This window comes from Kamptonema animale CS-326, assembly GCF_028330895.1.
GTDB classification, from domain to species: domain Bacteria; phylum Cyanobacteriota; class Cyanobacteriia; order Cyanobacteriales; family Microcoleaceae; genus Kamptonema; species Kamptonema formosum.
Genome location: NZ_JAQMUA010000064.1, coordinates 1 through 21,637 on the forward strand (window position 1 = coordinate 1; position 21,637 = coordinate 21,637).

Below are 21,637 nucleotides of genomic sequence, written 5' to 3' on the forward strand. Positions count from 1 at the left end.
AGCAATTAGCCATTAGCAATCTAATCTTTCCACAAAACAATACCTCCCAATAACCCGTTCACATTAGGTACAACTTTAACATTTGGTGGCAACTCCAAAGTAATTTTTTTAGTATTGCCACCGCCGATATAAAGACAGTCGCAATTAAACAGATTTTGAAGAGTAGCGATCGCTTTTTCCAAACGACGGTTCCACCTTTTTTGACCGACTGAATCTAAGGCCGCGCGGCCTAACTGTTGTTCGTAAGTTTCTCCCTTGCGAAAAGGATGGTGTCCCGCTTCCAAATTGGGTACTAATTTGCCATCCACGAATAGGGCCGAACCAAAACCAGTACCAAGAGTAATGACTAATTCCACGCCATGACCAGAAATTGCCCCCATTCCCTGCATATCCGCATCGTTGACAACCCTGACTGGTTTACCTAAGCGATCGCTAAGAGTATTTCCAAAGTCAAATCCGACCCAATCCGGGTCTAAATTTACGGCGGTTTTAGTAATACCGTTGGAAACTACGCCAGGGAAACCCACAGACACGCGCTCAAACTCGCCTTGTTGGGCAACTAAAGATGCGATCGCAGCGAGTACGGGTTCCGGTTTAGCCGGTTCCGGTGTTTCCACTCGCGCTCGTTCCGCGATCGGTTGGCCCTCTTCGTCTAAAATCATCACCTTGATGCCGCTACCGCCAATATCAACGGCGAGAGTGCGAACAGATTTATCTTGTGTTGTCATTTGGTCGTACTCAAACAGATAAGTTAATCAGATTTTAACTTTGAATTGGCAAAAATTTTGCATCTCCTCCCAAATTTCAGGAAGAACATTTGTCAAGGCATGATCGCTATTTAATTCGATTAACTGCACCCAAGGACGTTGAGCGGCAAAATCTCTGCTAGATTGAATTGGTATGACTTCATCATCTTTCCCGTGAAAAATTAAGGTCGGCAGGGGGCGCTGCAAATCTTCATCTCGATATTGAGCCATATCGATAACAAATTGATAATGTAATGGTAGATACTGATTTTTGCTGTAGTGGTACACAGAGCTATATCCTTCTGACTGCCACTTAGCAAGTTGCTCATCTCCTAATTTCGGCAACCAATGTGATAAAAACCCAAAAGCTGGTGCTAGTAAAATTATCCGCTGCACTCCTGTATTTTGCTGCGCCAGAATTGCTGCTGTTAGCCCACCAAAACTAGAACCAATTAATCCAATTTTCCCTTTATCAATACTAAGTTGAGATTTTTCTAATTGTGAAAATTCAGCCTCAACTTGTTGCAGTTGTCGCCTTAGAGTCAGATGGGAAAAATCACCTTGATTGAGATCGGGTAATTTCAGGTTAATTCCTAGCTCGGAAAAGCGATCGCTCAGATATTCTGCCTTGGCAGACTGAGGACTAGAAGCAAACCCGTGCAGATAAATATAGTTACAATAATCTTCCTGATTCATGACATAAGTAGCTCCACCTAATTATAGGAATTACGCAAAACTGTTTGTAACGCCGCGCTCCCAGAGGTAAAGATACCGTTGAGAAAGGGGCGTTACGATATTAATGTGTAAGTCGCGTAAATGTTGCTTTCTACCTATCACCGCTGAGGTCTATTTCCACCTCTATTCCGATTGGTAACATTCTCCCGACGCTCTTGCATTAGTTGTGCCAATTGACGGCGCTGCTCTGGGGTTAAAACTTCCCGCATCGCCAGCATAATATCAAATTGCAACTCTGCCATCCGCTGTCCATCCGCTAAAACTTGACGGTGTTTTTCACGAATTTGACTCTCCGAAGCAGTACCGCTCATCATATTCATTAACTCTTGTCGAGATTTACGCATTGCTTCTCGGCGCTGAGTAATTTGGTCTTTATATTGATTGCGAATTGCCTGCATTTTCTGCTTTTGATCTGCGGTTAAATTCAGTTTCTCAAACAACTGCCCGCCATCGCGCATGGGAGGGCCTGGCTCCTGTGGAGCTTGAGCAATTGTTTGAGGTAATTTAGGAACTGCGATCGCGGCAGTGCTCCCTAGAGAGAGCATTAAAAAGGCTAAAGCTGAAAAACGGCGCAATAACATGAATGTCACCTATTTGATAGTTGTTAGTTGTTAGTTGTTAGTTGTTGATTGTTGGTTGTCAGTTGGAACTGTCATCGGCAGCAAATTAGAATCGCTTACACCTCCATCCCAATTACTGAGAAGAAATGCTTCTAGATGAGCTTCTTCAGTAGCACTAAGTCTTGTAGGAGTTAGAGTATGATAGCCAGACCAAGCAACTAACAAGCTAGCAGCAATAGCAGGGGGAAATATCCACAAGCGATTTTTGATTTTTGCTCTCCCCTTAGCAAATAGCGATAAGATAGGTGAATTTTTAATTGTATCTTTATCTCTATTTGTAACTAAGCTTTTTCCTTCTATAGCCACCATTATTCTTTGCTCTAAATCTGGTGCTTCTTCAGGAAGAATTGGACGATATTGCTTCAAAAAGCTAACTAATTTTTGGTCGCTAATTGGTTCATTCATAGCTGCACTCCTTCTTGTTGTAAAAATTCCCGCACAGTAGCTCTAGCACGAAACAGTCGAGATTTAACAGTTCCAATAGGTACTCCCAAAATTTGAGCAACGTCTTTTTGGGGAAGGTCTTCTAAGTCGTGCAGCACTAAAACACTGCGGTGTTCAAAGCTGAGTTTTTCTAAGCCTCGCTTGACTAAATCTTGATAGTGTATCTGCATTAAATCAAAGTCTACTGAGATTTTTGAGTTGGCATCCACACTAAGATTTTCCTCTATTGTCAGTTTAGTATTAAACAACCGCTGCTGGGCAAATGCTTGCCTTTGATCGGCAGCAACATTCCAGGTAATTCTATAGAGCCAAGTGGAAAAGTTGTCTCGCTGTTTGAGTTTCGGTAGTCCTTTCCAGACTCGTAAAAATACCTCTTGCACTAAATCATCTAAGAAGAATTGGCCGCAGAGTTGGTAAAGGGTCGATCTGACTTTGTTTTGATAGCGTCTGTACAGGTGGCGAAAGCAGGTGCGATCGCCTTCCAAGCACTGAGCAATTAGGTACGAGTCAGAGTAACCAGGTATGGCATCGGTTGGCACAGCTAACACCAGCAGAGTCTCCCTCTCCAGTTTCGATATCTTGCGGGTTTAGACAGTGGATCTCGAAAAAAGGTTCAATCTCAGATCTAGCAGCAATGACCAGAGTGGTAAGATACCTGGGTAACAGCGGTAATTATGTCATTTTTTCCGGGCTGATGTGAATTATGGTCGCCGTGTGGCTGAAGGGTTAGGAATCGCGATCGATCCTGCGATGATTGCTAAGTTGGCTGCGCCTGTTGGGGTGTAGTTGGTGATGAGAAGTCTTTTTTGATTGGATTTTTTAAGGGTGTGGAGTCCGCACCTCTTCTTTTTTATTTAGTAGTCTGAGAATTGCCTTCCAACCTTGGTTTTCCAAAGATTTCCAAAGTATTGTAACATTCAATTCGTCTTTGAAAGTTCTGATGTTTTGCAATACAAGTATTCAAAGGATCTAATATGTTTTTGCGGATTGCTCGGCTAATTGAATATTTGCGCTCTTGATGCTGAAACTGTGCAGTCAGAGTTACAAAATCAGTGATTGCTTCATATATTATTTTAAGTTCATGTAAAGCTTCTGCGTTTGTGATTTTTACAGCCAGACTCCGCAACTCACTACAAAGAATCTTAGCCTCCTCTTGAGATAAGTTATGATCTCGATAATAGTAACTTACGACTTCACCTAAATATTGAGCGTGTTTTGCTGTATTTTGGATTTTATTTTGTGCTTCCTCTATCGGAGCTAAAAACTTATCCAGCAACATTTCATAAATATACTGATCTCGCAAATTTGAGTTAGAAATCATTTCTAACTCTTTCATTTTTTGCTCATACTTATATTGTTGTTTCCGAGCAGACTTTTCGACCATGCGATCAAATACACCCACAGCCAACCCTACTGCCTGAAATGCGCTCCCTACTGCCTGAAATGCGCTATCCATAAGTAACCTTTATAAATAAATATTTACAAACTATCCTATCATAATTTTTTATAGTCGTAAACCAATAGATTCATAAGTGCGGCCGTTGCGTAGGCGTAGCCAACCGCAGGCATCGCTAGTTCACTCTACGCCAACACTAGGATACTTTCGGTTTCACTATCTCCAAATTGGATAATAGTATCAAAATTATCTCTCAAAATCTGAATAATCTTTGATGTAGGACTGTTACCAATCCGAAGATAGACAAATTTGGGTGGATGACTATACAGTAAACTACGTTGATGAAAGTCAGAATCCTTGGAAGCAATCACAAAGTTATTGACTTTTGCATAGTCCCAAATAATCGCATCATCAGTATTCGTAAGTGCCAAATTCTTGACATGATCGGAATTGGGATACAAATCAATAATCTTGGCAATAATCCGGTCTGAAAGGTTTTCGTCTAATAATAGTTTCACAGGGATGCTACGAATAACTTTTTCTCACGGTCAGCAGCAAAAGCAAGACAGGCTTTGATATCTTCCGAATTAAGTTCAGAAAAGTCTTCCAGAATCTCTGCTTCTGTCATGCCACCTGCTAAATACTCTAAGATGTCGTAGACTGTAATTCTCATTCCCCGAATACAGGGTTTGCCACTGCGTTTTCCTGGCTCAATTGTAATGATGTTGTGATAATTCATAAGGTGATAATTAATGCAATTATACCGGCACGTCTTGTATTTAGCCTTGTGTGAGGGAAATCGCTCATATTGAGCTATTGTAGCATCTCTCTTAGCCTGCTTACGCCGTGACCATCTCCTGCGTGAGTTCGGGATAAACTGGCTCAATTTATAATACCACAATCTGCTATAGTTGTAAACCAACAGATTCGTAAGTCCGACCATTGCGATCGCACTCTCCCTTAATCAATCTTACATCACTAACAGTAGAATGACGGTTTGGGCAGTTTCTCTAAAACCTATCGGACTATTGATGTGAATCAGATAAAAAGAGCATTTTTCCAGTAAGTATAAGTCTCATTTCCTATATGTTTGACCTCTTCTTTGTAAATATCATCTAAACATTTTAAGAAGGCTTGAGCATAGGGTCTTAATCCCAGAATTGTCAAACTTGTGAGGATTCTCGTGATTCTCAAGTAATTGTGGTCAAATCTATTAATCCATTCAGTTTTTCTTTGTGAGTATTCATCTGATTTTGTAATTTCTATCTCATCACTTCCCCGATCATTACATTAATTATATAAGTTATCTCAAAGTTACAAACTCTTCCGCTGTGGATGGATGGATGCCAATGGTAGCATCAAAGTCTTTCTTCGTAGCTCCCATATTAACTGCGATCGCCATACCCTGAATAATCTCCGCAGCGTCTTTTCCTACCATGTGAACTCCCAAAACTATGTCAGTATTTTCCTCAACTATTAACTTAACAAATGTTTTCTCATCAGCACCAGTCAAACTGTGAAACATGGGACGAAATTTACTGCTATAGCATTTGATTGAATCCCCAAATTTTACTCGCGCTTGTGCTTCTGTCAGACCAACGCTAGCAGATTCTGGTTGAGAAAACACCGCCGAAGCTACATTTTTATGACTAATCGCTCTAGGGTTATTGCCAAATTCAGTATCGGCAAAAGCTCGACCTTCGCCAATAGCAACTGGTGTTAAATTTATCCTGTTTGTACAGTCTCCAACGGCAAAAATATGAGGCTGGCTGGTACGACTATTTTTTGTAACTGCGATCGCGCCTAAGACTGTCTCAACTCCCGCCTTATCTAAACCCAATCCCTCTAAATTTGGACTGCGGCCAGTAGCACAAAGTAAAGCATCTACTGTTATTGTTCCTTGGCAAGCTCCCCACAATCTTAATTTTAAACCCTCTGATGTTTTTTCAATGTGCTCAACAGCGCTTTCTGTCAAAAATGCTACCCCATGTTTAGTCATTCCTTCTTGAATGTTGGAGCGGATATCTTCGTCAAAACCGTTTAAAATTAAGTCTCGCCTGATGATTTGACTAACGCGACTTCCTAACCCGTTCATAATGCAGGCAAATTCAACGCCAATGTAGCCGCCACCCCAAATTGCAATCCGCTTTGGGTGTTCTTTTAGCAAGAAGATCTCGCGGGATGTGATGCTGTGTTCTATTCCGGGAATGTCGGGTTTGACTGCTTCGCCACCTACGGCAATTAAGATTTTTTCTGCTGTGATTTTGCGATCGCCAATTTCGACAGTGTGGGGGTCTACAAATTTGGCGAATCCCGAAATCAATTCAACTCCGGCTTTTTCCAGCAAGCTGATGTGCAGTTTACTCAATCTGCGGACTTCGTTATCTACGGCTGTTACGAGTTTTAGCCAATCAAAGCTACTCTCAACTTCACTCCATCCGTAACCGATCGCATCTTGATAAAGGTGCGAGAAACTAGAAGCGTAGACCATCAGCTTTTTGGGTACGCAGCCGCGAATTACGCAAGTACCCCCGACGAGATCCCCTTCTGCGATCGCAACTTTCGCTCCATAACTAGCCGCCCTTTTAGAAGCCGCCAATCCTCCAGACCCCGCGCCGATCGTAAACAAGTCATAATCGTATGTCATAATTGTTATCTCCTCTACTATTAAGATTGTAGTAAATTTGCTCTTGATTTTTTTAAATTGTCTCTCAAAAATTTTATTTTTTCTGCTAAAACCACTTGCATTTATTAACTTGACATGATATTATTTTATAATGGAAATCTGTCCAAAAATTTTATTTTTGCCACCATCCCATTATTTAAATAATACCACAATAGACCATCAAAACATATATAAAAATGTAACATTTTTTGCCGTCACCATCCTCAACTCTCAACTTTTGCTGTTTATTGCCAAAGTTTTTAACCAAGATTAAATCTAACAAAACTTACGGGATCTCTGCCATTTGCTATCATTCCGAGGTCATTTACTCAGGACTTACGCAAAAATATTTGTAACGCCGCCATCCTCGCGGTTTCTTTAATTTAAAATGGTTATTGTCAGCAAAAAACTACCAACCAAATATTTCAATCAGGAAATAAATCATGTCAAAACAACCATCAGAAAACATCAATGCTTCCCAGATCAACCCTGATACAGGATTTCTCGATCCTGCCAACATCAGATTAATCTCCGCTCCCCCCATCGACCCAGCAGATGACCCATTATTCGACCCCAACTTTTTTAACCTCACAAATGATGAGGACATAGTTTCTCTCGCACCTCGCATTCTACGTTCTACTCCAGGAGGTTTAATTGCTCTAGCTGGAAATGATTTTGTCAAAGGATCTGACGAGCCCGAATTAATCAACGGAAATGCAGGCGAAGACACCTTAGTTGGTAGCGGTGGAGACGATACTTTGCGAGGCGGTATAGATTTTGACCAACTTTATGGAGGGACTGGCAACGACATTCTCAACGGGAATAAAGAAGACGATTATATTATTGGAAATGAAGGAAACGATGTGTTGCGCGGTGGCAAAGGCAATGACAATTTAGTAGGTGAGGAAGATAACGACACCCTGATAGGTGATGGGGGTATCGATAAGCTTTGGGGAGGTGCAGGTGAAGATATTTTTGTGCTATCGAAAGATTCGGCCGTCCCCAATCAAGAAGTTGGTTCGCTTCAACCCCGGTCTAATAACGATCAGTTTATTATTGACCCAGTTATTGCCGATTTTATTTTAGACTTCACTCCTGGTTCTGGAGATGCGATCGGGTTGACTGGAGGAATGACACAGGACGATATTGTTGTCACGGAAAGGTTTTTAACAATTGGCGATCGCAGAGATTTTGACAGCAGGGGCCCTTTCCCTTTAGGAATTCCAAGGACAGCCGATTTTCAAACAGAAAATATTAAGGTGTCAGTAATTAGGGAAATTAGCACTGGCAATATTCTAGGCATGGTCAAGAATATCTCTCCCGAACAACTTAAGTTTGTATCTATCTCAGATCGAACACTAGGTTTAGGGTAAAAGTGGTAATTGGTAATTGGTAATTGGTAATGGCTAATGGCTAATGGCTAATGGCTAATGGCTAATGGCTAATGGCTAATTACCCATCTCCCCCATCCTCCCCATCTCCCCCGCTCCCCCGCTCCCTCTTTTTCAGGCTGGTATGATTACAGTAAAAGTTGAACCCTTACCCAACTCACTTTTTACTGTAATCTCTCCTCCCATCATCTCGCAGAACTTCTTCGCGATCGCCAACCCCAAACCAGTACCACCGTATTTGCGCGTAGTTGAAGGATCTGCCTGCATAAAAGGTTGAAATAGCCTTTGCAACTGCTCTGAACTCATGCCGATACCAGTATCAGTGCAATTAAAAATTAAAAAATCATAATCAGCAATTAAAGATTTAGATAAATCATTTTCAACATCTGATTCCTGCTTTTTCAACTTTTCTGATTCAATAGCTACTCTTTCCCTATTCACAGTCAGCGAAATCGTGCCGTCATGAGTAAACTTAGCCGCATTACTGAGTAAATTAAACAAAATCTGTCGCACTTTCGTTTGGTCTGAGTGCATAGATCCAATATCTTCTCCATACTGTACATTCAGGCGATTAGCATTTTTGATCAATAGCGGCTCAACAGTTGCTACTACATCTCGGATCGTAGCCCTCACATCAAACGTCATCAACTCCATCTCCATCCTGCCTGCTTCAATCTTAGATAAGTCCAGAATTTCGTCAATCAATCCCAGTAAATGCTTGCCTGCTTTGTAAATATTTTTCACATCGCAAACAAATTCTTCCTCACCTAAATCTTCAGCATCCTCTTGCAACATCTCGCTATAGCCAATGATCGCGTTGAGGGGAGTTCTCAACTCGTGACTCATGTTAGCAAGAAATTGACTCTTGGCTAAATTGGCAGCTTCAGCAGCTTCTTTAGCCTTATACATTTCTTCTAGTACCCGTTTGCGGTCAGTAATATCGCGGACAACGGTACAAATAATTTCTCGACCGCCGTAAGAAATCAAATTAGCATTCACTTCAACATCAACAAGAGAACCATCTCGGCGGCAGTAAATCACTTCGCCTAGCCTGCGCTGTTTTCTTCTGATCAACAGCTCAATATTGCGGTTAACTGTATCTTTATCGTGGACAGTAATATCGTAAACAGTGAGATTCAAAATATCATTAAGAGTATAGCCCAGTAAATTTATAAAAGCTGTATTAGCTTCTAAAATGTGTTTAGTTTTAGCATCAAACAAAAAAATACTATCCGAGGCCTGCTCAACTACAGCGCGATAGCGTGCTCTTTCCTCTATTTGTTCGCTCTCAGCTTGCTCGATCTCCGCTAGCATTCCATTAATAGTGCTACCAAGGCTCGATAATTCATCTCTACCAGCCACAGACAAGCGGAGCGAGAGGTCTTTGCTAGTGCTAATCCGGTTCACCCCTCGTGTCAGATAGCTCAATCTAGACAAGACTTGGCGCTCTAATAGCAGTATAATACAGCCGCTAAACCCTACCCCCACTAAGACTACAGAGGCAAGCAAATAGTATAAACTCCTTTGACCTTGCTGATAGATTTCTCTAGGGATATTCACTTGCAATAGTAGTGCTGGTTGACCATAAATATCTTTGAGTAGGGCGTATCCTGCCAGTAAATTTTCATTTATGGGGCGTACTAAAATTGGTTTTTTATCAGATAGAGTATTTCGTACAAGCTGGAAGTCTGCTGGTAGCTGAGGCTCATTAATACTATGAACGGTGAGGGGAAAGCGGGTAATTTTAGACAACCGATTAATGGCAGTAGCATCTAGATTTCGACCAAAGATCAGCGTACCTCGGATTGGGCTTGTTCCTTGAGTATTTAGAATCGGTTGTGAAGTAATCAGCATCGGCCCTGAAGGCAGCAGAATAATGCCAGAACGCTTGCTTTGGGGGTTGGGATGTTTTAACAGAAGATCGTTAACATTTAGGTGGGATTTTAATATCTCTGGTATCGGTGTATTTTCGCCCTTTTTGGTGTCAAAACCAGTACCGTAGATCGTCTTGCCAGAAGTATTAATAAACAAGGCAAGATTTACGTTTAAGTTTCCTAGCGCTTCGGGCGCTAAATTCGAGTTAATATATTCTTTGTTAGCATCTTGAATAAAAGTATATGTGTCATCCCACGCTGACCAATCAGCAAAGCGGGAGTTAAAGTCACTTTCCGTTTGGCTAAATACGCTCAGCACTCCATTCACAACTTGACGAGCTTCCTGTTCTTCAGCTTTGTTGAGACTCCTCAGAAGGATTGTTGAGGATGTGAAGTAAAGAACGCTAGTTAATCCAGCGAGGGTTACACCAATTATTAATAGTGTCTTATGACGAAGTTTCATCTTTTTTCCTGCCTGGATACTCCTGTCATATCTGTATTCAGGTTGACAGTGAGAGAAAAGGCTTGCTCAGTATATATGCTTCTCCACGATTAGTCCTAAAGCCGGAACTCAGGAGAAATCTTTCACTGCCAATCTTTTAGAGGGCGATTGCTCAATAATACCTTTCTCTAAGGGGATGCGGGAGATACGGAGATGGGGGATGGGGAGAGGGGGAGCAGGGGGGCAGGGGGGATGGGGGCAACTTAATCAATTAAAAATTAAAAACGCAAAATTAAAAATTGTAGGCTTTAATTTTTTAATTTTTAATTTTTAATTTTTAATTGATCGGAGGGGGATGAAGTCAACTAGATACAAGAGCTCTTTTTTGTCATTATCGTTACAGAATTTTCTGAAGTATTGATTTATTAAGGCTTTCGCCTTGAAGTATTGGGTTATCAGGCTCATCCTTTATTTGTGAATAAAACTATACCCGACTTTTTTTGTCGGGTATGTTTGACAACATTTTGAGCTCGTGTTACTATCCACACAGAGTCGAAAACCACCGTAGAAAGTAGGGAGTTCACCCATGACCCAAGCAACCAAAACCAAATCCACATCAGCAACTGCTGTCAGCCTCAAGTGCAAAGAATGTAGCGCAGAGTATGAACTCGAAGCTAAGCACGTTTGCGACCTGTGTTTTGGGCCGCTGGAGGTTAAATACGACTACGATGCTATTCGTCGCACCGTTTCCCGCCAAACTATCGAAGCTGGCCCTAACTCGATTTGGCGCTACCGCTCCTTTTTACCAGTCGTTACAGATAATGTTATTGATGTCGGCACGGGTATGACTCCCCTGCTTAAGTCTCACCGTTTAGCTCGCCGCCTGGGTCTAAAAAATCTTTATATTAAAAATGATGCTGTGAATATGCCCACTCTCAGCTTCAAAGATCGAGTGGTGTCAGTCGCTCTCAGCAGAGCTAGAGAATTGGGTTTTACTACTGTTTCCTGTGCTAGCACTGGCAACTTAGCTAATTCTACAGCGGCGATCGCAGCCCACGCCGGTCTAGATTGTTGTGTCTTCATCCCCTCCGACTTGGAAGCGGGCAAAATATTAGGCACTCTGATCTACAACCCAACGGTAATGGCAGTTCATGGTAACTACGACCAAGTTAACCGCCTCTGCTGCGAAGTAGCCAATACACACGGCTGGGGATTTGTCAATATCAACTTGCGTCCCTACTACTCCGAGGGTTCTAAAACTCTTGGCTATGAAGTGGCGGAACAGTTAGGCTGGCAATTGCCCGATCACATCGTCGCTCCCTTAGCTTCTGGCTCTCTCTTCACTAAAATTTACAAAGGTTTTCAAGAATTTACAGAAGTCGGCTTAGTGGAAGGAAAGAAAGTCCGGTTTAGCGGAGCTCAAGCAGACGGTTGTTCGCCGATCGCTCAAGCATTCCGCGAAGAACGGGATTTCGTAACGCCAGTGAAGCCGAATACAATTGCTAAATCGATCGCGATCGGCAACCCCGCAGACGGCATCTACGCCTTAGAAATTGCCCGGAAAACAGGCGGTAATATCGAATCCGTCAGCGATGCCGAAATCATCGAAGGCATGAAATTATTAGCGGAAACTGAAGGTATCTTCACCGAAACCGCAGGCGGAACTACGATCGCAGTCTTGAAAAAACTCGTAGAAGCTGGCAAAATTGACCCCGAAGAAACCACCGTCGCCTACATCACCGGCAACGGCTTGAAAACCCAAGAAGCCGTCCAAGGATACATCGGCGAACCCATCACCCTAGAGCCGAAATTAGAAGCATTTGAGCGTGCCCTAGAACGTGCTCGGACGCTTGATCGCTTAGAATGGCAAGAAGTGAGCGTCTAATCATCACCATCCAAATTTTTGGTAATTGGTAATATTAATAACAGCAAATTACCAATTACCAATTACCAATCACCATGAGCAATGTATTGGGAATCGACGGCGGTGGCACTAAGACTACTTGCGTCTTAATGGACAAAACTGGTAAAATTATTGGACGCGGTGAGGCGGGCCCGTCTAATTATCAAAGTGTAGGAGTTGACACAGCAAAACAATCGATTCAACTCGCCATAAAAAACGCAGTTTTAGCTGCAAAAGTAGAGCAAAATTTACCTATAAAAGCAATTTGTTTGGGCTTGGCAGGTGTTGGTCGTCCCCAAGATATCAAAATTGTAGAAGATATTGTAGAAGATTTGGTAACGCAGTTGCAATTGTGCAACAACTTACCAATTAAATTTTTATTAAAACCTGAAACTACCTTAATTTGTAATGATAGCCAAATTGCTTTAGTCGGCGGTATTGGCAAACCCATAGGCATAGCTGTGATTGCAGGTACAGGCTCTCATATTTTTGGTCAAAACCATCAGGGAAAAACTAAACGAGTCGGCGGCTGGGGATATATTTTAGGCGATGAAGGTAGCGGTTATGACATAGCAATTCAAGGCTTAAAAGCAGCTTTAAAATCTTTTGACGGGCGCTTAGAATTTACCACTCTCACAGAACAGTTTAAAATTAATCTTAATCTTAAAAGCATAGAAGATTTAGTAGAAGTAGTGTATCGGCGTGGGTGGGGAGTTAAAGAAATTGCAGCCTTAGCACCAATTGTAGACAGAGAAGCAGCAGCAGGCGATCGCATAGCATTAAATATTATTAACAACGCCGCCACAGAATTAGCCTTAGCAACAAAAGTAGCCATCTCAGCCCTGTTTGACAAAACAGAAGCTTATGAAATTGTTACTATAGGAGGTGCGTGGAAAGGTACGGCAAATTTGCGGGAGAAGTTTGAAGATTCTATAAGCGCGATCGCTCCCTTCGCAACCATAATTTGGCCGCGCCATGAACCGGCCTGTGGTGCAGGGCTGTTAGCAATAAGCGCTCTCAATCGATATAACAGTTCTTAATGGGGTAGGTATTTCTCTTAATTAGCCGTTAACAGTTGTAGGGTGGGCGCTCGCCGAAACCATATTAGCTACTCGTGACAAGATTTTTGCGGCGAGCGCCCACCTTACGTTTATTAGCAGTTAACAGTTAACACTCAATTCAGCAACTAATTTATCAGCCGTGCGTCTTTAATTACTTTAGATTGCTTGTAATAAGGAGACACTTTTCATGTTTACTTCTAATCAATGGCACTCCCGAACAGTGGCAATATTAGCAATAGGAATCGTAATTGGAGCGGCTGCACCAAATGTTGCGCCTGCTCCCGCTACAGCTCAACGTATTTCACCATACATTGATGCCAGAATTCCAGCAGGCACTACTATCCCAGTTAACTACGAAAAGGATAAAATTATCGTCACTCCCGACGAAACTGCACCTTTAACCCTCACAGTGGCGCGAGATATTAGATCGTCCCAAGGTAGAGTATTGATTCCCGCTGGCAGTGAAATTGTCGGTCAACTACAACCTGCTAGAAGAGGTTCCCAATTTATTGCTAGAGAATTGCTTTTAGGGCGCAATAAACGCTACCGTATTAACGCCAATTCCAGAGTTGTCACCAGAACCGAAAGTATAGAGAGGGGAGCTAATACAGGTTCGATTGTTAAGGGCGCAGCAATTGGTGCGGCGGCGGCGGCGGCGATTTCAGGGATTACGGGAGACAAAGCGATCGCCACTGAAGAAGTCTTAGGCGGTGCAGGAATTGGCGCGATCGCGGGAGTATTGTTCGGCAGAAAAAAAGTTGATGTCGTCGTCATTCGCCCCGAACAAGACTTAGGATTGACAGTACGCTCTGAGCTCGTTTTACGGTAGGAGGATGGGGGAGATGGGGAAGATGGGTAATATCATGTCCGGTCGATTACCATTAATAAAAATCCCTAAAAGTATTGGTACAAAGGGATCGTCATCATGGGCAATCGCTAGGACATGATATAATTAGCAATTACAGGACTTACGCACCAAACCAAAGAAACCGGGTTTTTTGACGAAAATACTTCGTTTTCACCCACAGATTCTCTCAAAAACCCGGTTTCTGGGACGACCTACGTAAGTCGTAAATTACCAATTACCAATTACCGATTACCAATTACCAATTACCCATTACCCATTACCCATTACCCATTACCCATTATCAATTATCTGAAGATATAAACTTTTGATTAGAAATCAAGCCTTGAGCTTGCAATTCCTTGGATATTTCCAAAGTGATAATACAGGTAATCAGCCACACAAATCCCGCTATATAACCTGCAATCACGTCAGTAGGCCAGTGAACGCCGAGATACATCCGACTAAAACCGATAGTTGTCACTAACAGCACTGTCAAAATGGCAATTAACCACCGCCACCGGGGGAAGTAACTAGCCAGAAAATAGCCCAGTAAACCGTAAATTACCATTGACATCATGGCGTGACCGCTGGGAAAACTGTAGAAGCGGACATCAACTATTCGTTCCCATAGTAGAGGTCGAGTACGGGCAAATAGTTTTTTGAGCAAGGTGTTTAAGCCAACGGCCCCTAGTGCCCCGATCGCAATAGTCAGTGCTTCTGAACGGTGGTTGCGTAGTAGGAGTACCAGCCCCAAACTGAGGCAAATCACTAGCAGCAAACTCGGCTGTCCCAAATACGTAAAACCGACCATAATTTGATTGAGTACAGGAGTATGCAAGCTTCTGAGACTCAGTAAAATTTCTGTATCAAAGGCCTGGGTTTCCTTTTCCAGGACTTCTTCTGCGATCTGGGCAAATCCCCACAGGGCAAAAGCCGCAGTCGCCAGTCCCACCAGCCGAATTGTAGTGAGCAATGATAGAAGTGATAAAAGTTTAGAACGCATCTAGGGGAAGTTTTGAGTAGAGATTGCTTTGTTCCTCTTTTACGATACCTGCTAAATCAAGTAGATAGATCCATGATTTCACTATCCAAGAAATATATTTCTAAGTTCCTCCTAGCCGTTACGCTAGTAGTTCTTTCTAGCTGCTTTGGCAAGACAACCAGCACTACTGCTAATCCACCGCAGGTTGAAGCAACTGTTGTGCGATCGCCTCAACCTTCGGAAGTTGCCCAACAACCCAATACATCCTCAGCAACGCTAAAATTTGCCCCACCCATTGGCTGCACTTTGGGCAAGGACTGTTACATTTTCCACTATGTAGACAGAGATCCTAGTCCCGCAGCCGTTGACTTTGGTTGCGGCCGCCAAACCTACGACGGCCATGACGGTATAGATTTCGGCATCCCCGATGAGAAAGCGATGGCATTAGGCGTACCCGTTAAAGCTGCTGCTGCTGGCAAAGTCTTGCGATCGCGAGATGGGGTTGAGGATCGGCGAGTAGACGATCAAACCACTAAAACCCAAGTCGAAGGCATTGAATGCGGCAATGGGATGGTAATCGATCACGGTAACGGTTGGGAAACTCAATATTGCCACCTCCGCAAAGGCAGTGTTGTCGTTAAATCTGGGACGCAAGTAGAAAAAGGCACAGTTTTGGGCATGGTGGGAGAGTCTGGTTTAGCCTCTTTTCCCCACGTTCACTTAACTATCCGCTACCAAGGCAAGGCGGTAGACCCGTTTGTAGGTATAGATTCTCAGTCTGGCTGCAAAGTTACCCGCAACCCACTTTGGGATTTGCCACTAAATTATGTACCCACAGGTTTAATCCGGGCTGGCTTTTCTACTCAAGCACCAGATATGAATGCTGTCTGGCAAGGAAAATTTGCCGAAACCGTACTTCCTGTAAATAGTCCCGCTATTTTGTTTTGGGTGCAAGCTTTTGGAGTGCTTCAGGGCGATCGCGAATATTACAAGTTGTTAGGCCCCAATGGTCAAATCATTGGAGAGAATACAAATGAAATCAAATCCTCTAACCGCGCCTGGCTTAGTTACGTTGGCAAAAGGAATCGGGGAAACTCCACACTTACCCCTGGAATTTGGCGGGCTCAGTACCAATTGAAACGGGGAGATAAAGTGTTGATCGACTTGAAACGACAAGTGGAATTGCGTTAATTAATCTTATACCAAATCCGGTTTAATACCCCTTAATTCTTTAGTCTGGGTAGGGTTCGCTGAGCCTGCCGAAGTGTCTACACTGAGCTTGTCGAAGTGCGGACGAAAGTTTGTGGAGTAGCGATTTCAATCGCCCACTTCGTTTATGTCTAGCTAAAACCTTTCGGCTTAGAAGTCACGGCGAAGCTATTGATTCTATTGCCCTCTTCCCCTAGCCCCTAATTGCTAGTCTCTAGCTTTTGATGCAGTGGAATTTCAATCAAAAATTCCGTTCCTGCTCCTAGTTCTGAGATACAATACAATCGCCCTCTATGCTCTATCGTCACAATTTGATAACTAATAGATAGCCCCATTCCCGTACCTTTACCTACGGGTTTAGTTGTAAAAAATGGGTCAAATAGTCTTTGTTTTACTTCCTCTGTCATGCCGCAGCCATTATCCGCAATCGAAATTCTAACTCGATCCGATCTATAGAGACTTGTAGTAATCCTAATTATCTTTTCCTCCCCCTGATGCCGCTCTTCTAAAGCATCCAGAGCATTCGTCAAAATATTCATAAATACCTGGTTAAGTTGCCCTGCATAACACTCGATCTCCGGCAGATTACCATACTCTTTGATAACTTCAATCCCAGCATATTTGGGGCTGGCATTCAAGCGACTCTGAAGAATCATCAGGGTGCTGTCAATACCTTCATGGATATTCACCGCCTTGACTTCCGACTCGTCCAACCGCGAAAAATTCCGTAGGGATTTGACAATATCACGTATTCGTTCCGCACCTACGTGCATAGATGTAAGTAATTTCGATAAATCTTCGCTGAGAAATTCTAGATCGACCTCTTCTGACTTAGCTTGAATTTCTAACACAGGCAGGGGATAATGCTGTTGATAGAGTTTTACTAGATCTAATAAATTTTCGGTATACTGGCTGACATGAGATAAATTACCGTAAATAAAAGCTGCGGGATTATTCACTTCATGGGCAATCCCAGCTACCAGTTGACCCAAAGAGGACATTTTCTCGCTTTGGATAAGTTGTCCTTGGATCTGTCGTAATTCCATCAGTGTTTGTTCTAAATATTCAGTTTGCTGCCGCAGTTGATTTTCCATCTGTTTCTGCTGAACCAGGGATTGATTTAGAAGTTCGACTTGTTCCTGAGTTTGGGTATAAAGTTGGGATTTTTCCTTCGCATTTGCTTGTGCTTCTTCAGATAGTTGTACCTGTCTCCATCCTCCTATAATTGCTACTATTAGTACGCTCCCTAAAATTAGTGTTAGGATATTCAAAGCATCGAGCGAAGATTCAATGATTGGACGCGGAATGACCAAAGCTACAGACCAATTTACCTGCTTTAAAGGGGTATAAGCTACATATTGCCAGAGGCCATCAACTTTGATTAATTCAATTCCCTGCTCTTTGTTCACCATCCGTCGCGCGAGAGTTGCTAAATAAAGGTCTTTACTTTCCAGCAAGCTAGTCGCTGGTTTTTCTGTGGTTCCTCTTAAAGACGGATCTGGATGAGCAATTATTCGACCCTGGGAGTTGAGAGCAAAGGCATAACTGCCTTGACCTAGTTGCAGACTTTGAACGACTTTAATAAGTCGATCGATGGGGATAGCACCTGATAATGTTCCTAATGGCTTTTCTGGTGAGCCAATTGGAGCACCAATTTGGATTTGGGCTACTCCCAAGGAACGACTAATCACCGGGTCATTAGCTGTGACTTTTCCCGCCATTGCTGATATGAAAAAAGGGCGATCGGCTATACTTCCCTTAGCTTTTCCTACTTGTGTATTGAATCGAGAACCGTCAGGAAATGCCATAGTAAGCTGTTGATATTCCTCGATCCGTTTGACCTGGGATTTAAGGTAGGGTTCAACGACATTCCAATCCATAGTTGCTAGAGTTGGTGTGTCAGCAATAGTTGCTATTTCTGCTTTCCGGGTTTCTAACCACTTATCAATTTCCCCACTACCCTGCTGAACTTTTAATAAAGCTTTTTCTTTGGAAGTGTCCAGCAGCAATTCATAGATAATCAGATAACTAGCGATCGCAGCAGCACTGACTATCAAAGTGAAACCTGCCAGGAGTAAAAGAGTAGTTACTTTTCTCTTTTTTCGTTGTTCTTCCTGAAAATTATTATGAACCTGGCTAACTTTACTAAAGCTCATAAATGTTGGCATTTTAATGATGAATTTAGCAAAAAGCACCTCTTTCCTAATAAGTTAAGAAGGTCTTTGAAGCGGATAATAATTAGAGATTGGTTCAAGTCTAACTAGGTAAGTGTAATAAACTTGGATATGTTACCCCATGTAAAGCTATTATAACCTTTGCCTTGGCTTAGGCTGCCCGAAGGATTTATGCTGCAAAATTTAAAGTTTTTCAAAAAAAATTAAATTTTTGTGTCAAAGTTTGGGTTAAGTAAATATATGTGATAGCAACCACCAAAGTGTTGAAAACCCTCATTCATTACCGAAGTCTGCTGATTCTAAGTAGAAGGAAGAAGGATTTAGTTATCTACGAGAGAAGGATTTAGTTATCTAGGAGAGAAGGAAGAATGTTTATAAAGTCAGTTTTTTAGCCATACTTATCTTATGTTTAATTAGGTGGATTTACTTATTCCCTTTTTCCCTCCTTCCATTATTCTATTCTTCCCTAGTCCCTAGCCCCTAGCCCCTAGCCCCTTCTTCAATCAGTTATAGCTCTAACTGGGCAAATTGTCCCAAGCTTGAGAAACAATGTCCCATAAGCGACGGCGCTGAGACAAATCCAGAAGATTATCCTCCTCTAGCACCTCAGCTTTGAGTTCATCTAAAGACTGTTGCCTAGAACGGGCTATATTAATAACGCCTGCGATCGCAGTTGCCACCACTTCCTCATTCACCCGCTGTTGTCGTAGGGCAACCATTTCTTGAGGGTTCGTAGGGATGGGATAATTTATGGCAATCGCCGCAGCAGGGTACGGCTGATGAGACGGTTTACCCCCGCCGTCCAAGGCATCGGATAATGAGGAGCGAACTTGAGTATCGCGCATAAAAAATGTAAGAATATGAGAGAATTGTAAACTTTTCTAAAAACAACTTAGTATTTGTGGAGTATAGCGCACTTTTCTCCTGTGTCAACCCCTATTTTTATGAATTTATTTCACGTTTGAGACTGTAAAATGCAAGAAATTCTCTACCTAGAAATCCCAACTCCTAAGACTAACGCTGTATGCAGTTGGTTGCAGCAAGAATTTGAGCCTGGAGTTGGCAAGAAAATTATTACTCCTGACGGCTTTCGCTTACTCTTAGGAACAACAACAGCAGAAGTTGCCAATCCTGAATCGGTAGAACTTTCCGTTTTCCTGTGGTCAGTGCAGCGAACCACATACTTAAAAGTATTTCGCCTGGACAATAAACCCGCTAACGGTGAAATGCAGTTTCTCGATCGCCTCACAGTGTCTGTGAGAAATCAATTTCCCTATCAATATCCAGAACCACCAGTCATCGATTTATCCCAACAGTCGATTTTTGAGGCCTTGGCCCCCCACTATCCCCTTACTGTCCAATACTTTCAAAAAATGCCTCAAGGGGAATATGACCTCAAGCGCGTTTATTGGTGGGAAAAGCGTTGGCGAGAAGGTGTTCGCAATCCTCAAACACCTAAGCAGGTGGTGTTTAGGAAGGAAGAAGGAAGAAGGAAGAAGGAAGAAGGAAGAGGAGGAGAGGAAGAAGGAAGAGGGAATGAGGCGGACTCTGATTCTTGTTTCTATGATTTGATTTATGTGGGAGGCGCTTTAGGCATCATCCATGCGGCTGTTATGGCTCGGTTGGGCTACAAAGTGCTGCTGTTAGAAAGGTTGCCTTTTGGTAGGATGAATCGAGAGTGGAATATTTCTCGCGATGAACTCCAAAAGTTAATTAATTTAGGTTTGTTTACGGCTGCGGAAGTCGAAAGTTTCATTGCCAGAGAGTACAAAGATGGCTATAGCAAGTTTTTTGATGCCAACAATCCCGCGATCGCAAAAGCTCAAGTCCTACATACGCCAAGGGTGCTAAATGTAGCCCTAGATGCTGAAAAACTGCTCTATTTATCAGGAGTTAAGTTCACTGAAGCTGGTGGTGAAATCTGGGACGAAACTGATTTCATCCGTGCAGATGTGGAACCTCAAAAAGTTATAGTTCAGGCTTATCATCAGCCCAGCCAATCTCAGCGACAAGCTTGTGGTCGCCTACTGGTGGATGCGATGGGGAGTGCTTCTCCTATTGCTTGGCAACTTAACGGAGAGCACACTTTTGATAGTGTTTGTCCGACTGTAGGAGCGGTAATTGACGGAGGTTTTGAGCGGGGAGTATGGGATTCTGATTATGGGGATGTACTCAATTCTCATGGGGATATTTCGCGAGGCCGTCAATTAATTTGGGAATTATTCCCTGGTGCGGGCTCGGAAATTACGATCTATTTGTTTCATTACCATCAGGTCAATGCTGACAATCCCGGCTCTTTATTGGAGCTTTATGAGGACTTTTTTGCGATTTTACCAGAGTATCGTCGTTGCGATTTAGACAAGTTGGTATGGAAAAAGCCGACTTTTGGTTACATTCCGGGGCATTTTAGTTCGGGAAGTCGCGATCGCACTGTTGCTTTTGATAGACTAATCGCGATCGGTGATGCAGCTTCTCTTCAGTCTCCTCTAGTTTTCACTGGGTTTGGCTCTTTAGTTCGCAATCTCTCCCGTTTAACTGACCTTTTGGATGCTGCTTTAAAGCATGATTTACTTGAGGCCCACCATTTAAACCAAATTCGCGCTTATCAGAGTAATGTCTCTGTGACTTGGCTATTTTCTAAAGGGATGATGGTACCGACTGGCTGTTTCTTACCACCAGCGCGGATTAATTCGATTTTGAATACATTTTTCGGCGTTTTGGCTAGCACCGATCTCGCAGTTGCAGAAAAGTTTATCAAAGACCGGGTTGATTGGTTAACTTTTAATGGACTTGCTATCAAAGCAGCCCTCAAAAATCCCTCTCTTCTAATTTGGATTTTGGATTTTGTGGATCTGGAAGATATTCTACGTTGGTTGCGGAGTTATCTTAATTTTACTCTACTTGCTTTGGCAAGTTGGCTGTTTGGATGGCTTCCTAATTTGGCTCGGAAAACTCAGCCTTGGTTGGAGTCTCGCTATCCTTCTTTTTGGCTATGGTTAAAGGCTTTTAACTATGCTATTACTGACGGGATCGGAAGACCACAAAATTAAATTGGTAATGGGTAATAGGTAATTGGCGAACTTAATCTAACAGTTAATCAAATTTTAGAAGGTGAGATTTAATTGCTATCTGTCATTGCGAGCGAAGC

The 21,637-nt window shown here is 42.7% G+C and carries 21 protein-coding genes; 7 read left to right on the plus strand and 14 right to left on the minus strand.

The annotated features are described in order from the left end of the window. Positions 1–20: 20 nt before the first annotated feature. From PN499_RS03825 to gor, 10 genes are all read right to left on the minus strand, one after another. Complete coding sequence (locus PN499_RS03825) at positions 21–728, minus strand: ROK family protein (protein WP_272030370.1); 708 nt, start codon at positions 726–728, stop codon at positions 21–23. A 27-nt stretch (positions 729–755) separates the two neighbouring features. Beyond that, positions 756–1,442 (minus strand): YqiA/YcfP family alpha/beta fold hydrolase, encoded by a 687-nt coding sequence (locus PN499_RS03830; protein WP_272030372.1) that lies wholly within the window; start codon positions 1,440–1,442, stop codon positions 756–758. 137 nt (positions 1,443–1,579) lie between these two features. Further along, the gene (locus tag PN499_RS03835) at positions 1,580–2,062 is read right to left on the minus strand and encodes a Spy/CpxP family protein refolding chaperone (RefSeq protein ID WP_272030373.1); all 483 of its coding nucleotides are present in this window, start codon (positions 2,060–2,062) and stop codon (positions 1,580–1,582) included. A gap of 30 nt (positions 2,063–2,092) precedes the next feature. After that, a complete protein-coding gene (locus PN499_RS03840) occupies positions 2,093–2,506 on the minus strand; it encodes a hypothetical protein (protein WP_272030374.1) in 414 nt (137 codons plus the stop codon). Continuing rightward, positions 2,503–3,093 (minus strand): sigma-70 family RNA polymerase sigma factor, encoded by a 591-nt coding sequence (locus PN499_RS03845; RefSeq protein ID WP_272030376.1) that lies wholly within the window; start codon positions 3,091–3,093, stop codon positions 2,503–2,505. The genes PN499_RS03840 and PN499_RS03845 overlap by 4 nt, the downstream gene beginning before the upstream one ends. Before the next feature lie 302 nt (positions 3,094–3,395). Beyond that, positions 3,396–4,001 (minus strand): hypothetical protein, encoded by a 606-nt coding sequence (locus PN499_RS03850; protein ID WP_272030377.1) that lies wholly within the window; start codon positions 3,999–4,001, stop codon positions 3,396–3,398. A 125-nt stretch (positions 4,002–4,126) separates the two neighbouring features. Next, on the minus strand, positions 4,127–4,459 hold the full coding sequence (locus PN499_RS03855; protein WP_272030378.1) for a DUF5615 family PIN-like protein: 333 nt from the start codon (positions 4,457–4,459) through the stop codon (positions 4,127–4,129). After that, complete coding sequence (locus PN499_RS03860; protein ID WP_272030380.1) at positions 4,456–4,680, minus strand: DUF433 domain-containing protein; 225 nt, start codon at positions 4,678–4,680, stop codon at positions 4,456–4,458. Before PN499_RS03860 ends, PN499_RS03855 begins: the two co-directional genes overlap by 4 nt. A gap of 299 nt (positions 4,681–4,979) precedes the next feature. Next, positions 4,980–5,207, minus strand: coding sequence for an opioid growth factor receptor-related protein (locus PN499_RS03865; RefSeq protein WP_334311651.1), 228 nt, complete (start codon positions 5,205–5,207; stop codon positions 4,980–4,982). Between the two features lie 37 nt (positions 5,208–5,244). Then, entirely contained in the window at positions 5,245–6,588 is a 1,344-nt protein-coding gene (gor, locus tag PN499_RS03870) for a glutathione-disulfide reductase (protein WP_272030381.1), read from the minus strand. Positions 6,589–6,718: 130 nt separating this feature from the next. Here gor and PN499_RS03875 point away from each other — a divergent pair, with 130 nt between their 5' ends. After that, entirely contained in the window at positions 6,719–6,880 is a 162-nt protein-coding gene (locus PN499_RS03875) for a hypothetical protein (protein ID WP_272030382.1), read from the plus strand. 169 nt (positions 6,881–7,049) lie between these two features. After that, entirely contained in the window at positions 7,050–7,979 is a 930-nt protein-coding gene (locus tag PN499_RS03880) for a calcium-binding protein (protein ID WP_272030383.1), read from the plus strand. Positions 7,980–8,111: 132 nt separating this feature from the next. Here the strand turns inward: PN499_RS03880 and PN499_RS03885 are convergent, their stop codons facing one another. Further along, positions 8,112–10,334: a sensor histidine kinase gene (locus tag PN499_RS03885; RefSeq protein WP_272030384.1), complete on the minus strand. Its 2,223-nt coding sequence runs from the start codon at positions 10,332–10,334 to the stop codon at positions 8,112–8,114. Positions 10,335–10,899: 565 nt separating this feature from the next. Between PN499_RS03885 and thrC the strand changes: the two genes are divergently transcribed. The 3 genes from thrC to PN499_RS03900 all read left to right on the plus strand — a co-directional run bounded on the left by thrC (position 10,900) and on the right by PN499_RS03900 (position 14,106). Continuing rightward, positions 10,900–12,198 carry a threonine synthase gene (gene thrC / locus PN499_RS03890; RefSeq protein WP_272030386.1) on the plus strand — a complete coding sequence of 433 codons (1,299 nt, stop codon included), beginning with the start codon at positions 10,900–10,902 and terminating at the stop codon, positions 12,196–12,198. Positions 12,199–12,272: 74 nt separating this feature from the next. Then, on the plus strand, positions 12,273–13,256 hold the full coding sequence (locus tag PN499_RS03895; RefSeq protein WP_272030387.1) for an N-acetylglucosamine kinase: 984 nt from the start codon (positions 12,273–12,275) through the stop codon (positions 13,254–13,256). 208 nt (positions 13,257–13,464) lie between these two features. Then, positions 13,465–14,106: a TraB/TrbI/VirB10 family type IV secretion system protein gene (locus PN499_RS03900; protein WP_272030389.1), complete on the plus strand. Its 642-nt coding sequence runs from the start codon at positions 13,465–13,467 to the stop codon at positions 14,104–14,106. Between the two features lie 319 nt (positions 14,107–14,425). Here PN499_RS03900 and PN499_RS03905 read toward each other — a convergent pair whose 3' ends face one another. Further along, the gene (locus PN499_RS03905; RefSeq protein WP_272030390.1) at positions 14,426–15,127 is read right to left on the minus strand and encodes a phosphatase PAP2 family protein; all 702 of its coding nucleotides are present in this window, start codon (positions 15,125–15,127) and stop codon (positions 14,426–14,428) included. 72 nt (positions 15,128–15,199) lie between these two features. Between PN499_RS03905 and PN499_RS03910 the strand changes: the two genes are divergently transcribed. Then, positions 15,200–16,297 carry a M23 family metallopeptidase gene (locus tag PN499_RS03910; protein WP_272030392.1) on the plus strand — a complete coding sequence of 366 codons (1,098 nt, stop codon included), beginning with the start codon at positions 15,200–15,202 and terminating at the stop codon, positions 16,295–16,297. 218 nt (positions 16,298–16,515) lie between these two features. Here PN499_RS03910 and PN499_RS03915 read toward each other — a convergent pair whose 3' ends face one another. Together PN499_RS03915 and PN499_RS03920 are read right to left on the minus strand one after the other, a co-directional pair. Next, entirely contained in the window at positions 16,516–18,471 is a 1,956-nt protein-coding gene (locus PN499_RS03915) for a sensor histidine kinase (protein ID WP_272030393.1), read from the minus strand. A gap of 533 nt (positions 18,472–19,004) precedes the next feature. After that, positions 19,005–19,334 carry a hypothetical protein gene (locus PN499_RS03920; RefSeq protein WP_007354580.1) on the minus strand — a complete coding sequence of 110 codons (330 nt, stop codon included), beginning with the start codon at positions 19,332–19,334 and terminating at the stop codon, positions 19,005–19,007. A gap of 129 nt (positions 19,335–19,463) precedes the next feature. On the opposite strand from PN499_RS03920, the gene PN499_RS03925 reads away from it, so the two are divergent. Further along, positions 19,464–21,539 (plus strand): FAD-dependent oxidoreductase, encoded by a 2,076-nt coding sequence (locus PN499_RS03925; RefSeq protein WP_272030394.1) that lies wholly within the window; start codon positions 19,464–19,466, stop codon positions 21,537–21,539. Positions 21,540–21,637: the final 98 nt, after the last annotated feature.

Excerpts from the sequence above, each read along its gene's own strand:
- PN499_RS03825 (WP_272030370.1), bottom strand. The coding sequence starts at position 728 with ATGACAACACAAGATAAATCTGTTCGCACTCTCGCCGTTGATATTGGC.
- PN499_RS03830 (WP_272030372.1), bottom strand. The coding sequence starts at position 1,442 with ATGAATCAGGAAGATTATTGTAACTATATTTATCTGCACGGGTTTGCT.
- PN499_RS03835 (WP_272030373.1), bottom strand. The coding sequence starts at position 2,062 with ATGTTATTGCGCCGTTTTTCAGCTTTAGCCTTTTTAATGCTCTCTCTA.
- PN499_RS03840 (WP_272030374.1), bottom strand. The coding sequence starts at position 2,506 with ATGAATGAACCAATTAGCGACCAAAAATTAGTTAGCTTTTTGAAGCAA.
- PN499_RS03850 (WP_272030377.1), bottom strand. The coding sequence starts at position 4,001 with ATGGATAGCGCATTTCAGGCAGTAGGGAGCGCATTTCAGGCAGTAGGG.
- PN499_RS03860 (WP_272030380.1), bottom strand. The coding sequence starts at position 4,680 with ATGAATTATCACAACATCATTACAATTGAGCCAGGAAAACGCAGTGGC.
- gor (WP_272030381.1), bottom strand. The coding sequence starts at position 6,588 with ATGACATACGATTATGACTTGTTTACGATCGGCGCGGGGTCTGGAGGA.
- PN499_RS03875 (WP_272030382.1), top strand. The coding sequence starts at position 6,719 with ATGGAAATCTGTCCAAAAATTTTATTTTTGCCACCATCCCATTATTTA.
- PN499_RS03880 (WP_272030383.1), top strand. The coding sequence starts at position 7,050 with ATGTCAAAACAACCATCAGAAAACATCAATGCTTCCCAGATCAACCCT.
- PN499_RS03885 (WP_272030384.1), bottom strand. The coding sequence starts at position 10,334 with ATGAAACTTCGTCATAAGACACTATTAATAATTGGTGTAACCCTCGCT.
- thrC (WP_272030386.1), top strand. The coding sequence starts at position 10,900 with ATGACCCAAGCAACCAAAACCAAATCCACATCAGCAACTGCTGTCAGC.
- PN499_RS03895 (WP_272030387.1), top strand. The coding sequence starts at position 12,273 with ATGAGCAATGTATTGGGAATCGACGGCGGTGGCACTAAGACTACTTGC.
- PN499_RS03900 (WP_272030389.1), top strand. The coding sequence starts at position 13,465 with ATGTTTACTTCTAATCAATGGCACTCCCGAACAGTGGCAATATTAGCA.
- PN499_RS03905 (WP_272030390.1), bottom strand. The coding sequence starts at position 15,127 with ATGCGTTCTAAACTTTTATCACTTCTATCATTGCTCACTACAATTCGG.
- PN499_RS03910 (WP_272030392.1), top strand. The coding sequence starts at position 15,200 with ATGATTTCACTATCCAAGAAATATATTTCTAAGTTCCTCCTAGCCGTT.
- PN499_RS03915 (WP_272030393.1), bottom strand. The coding sequence starts at position 18,471 with ATGAGCTTTAGTAAAGTTAGCCAGGTTCATAATAATTTTCAGGAAGAA.
- PN499_RS03920 (WP_007354580.1), bottom strand. The coding sequence starts at position 19,334 with ATGCGCGATACTCAAGTTCGCTCCTCATTATCCGATGCCTTGGACGGC.
- PN499_RS03925 (WP_272030394.1), top strand. The coding sequence starts at position 19,464 with ATGCAAGAAATTCTCTACCTAGAAATCCCAACTCCTAAGACTAACGCT.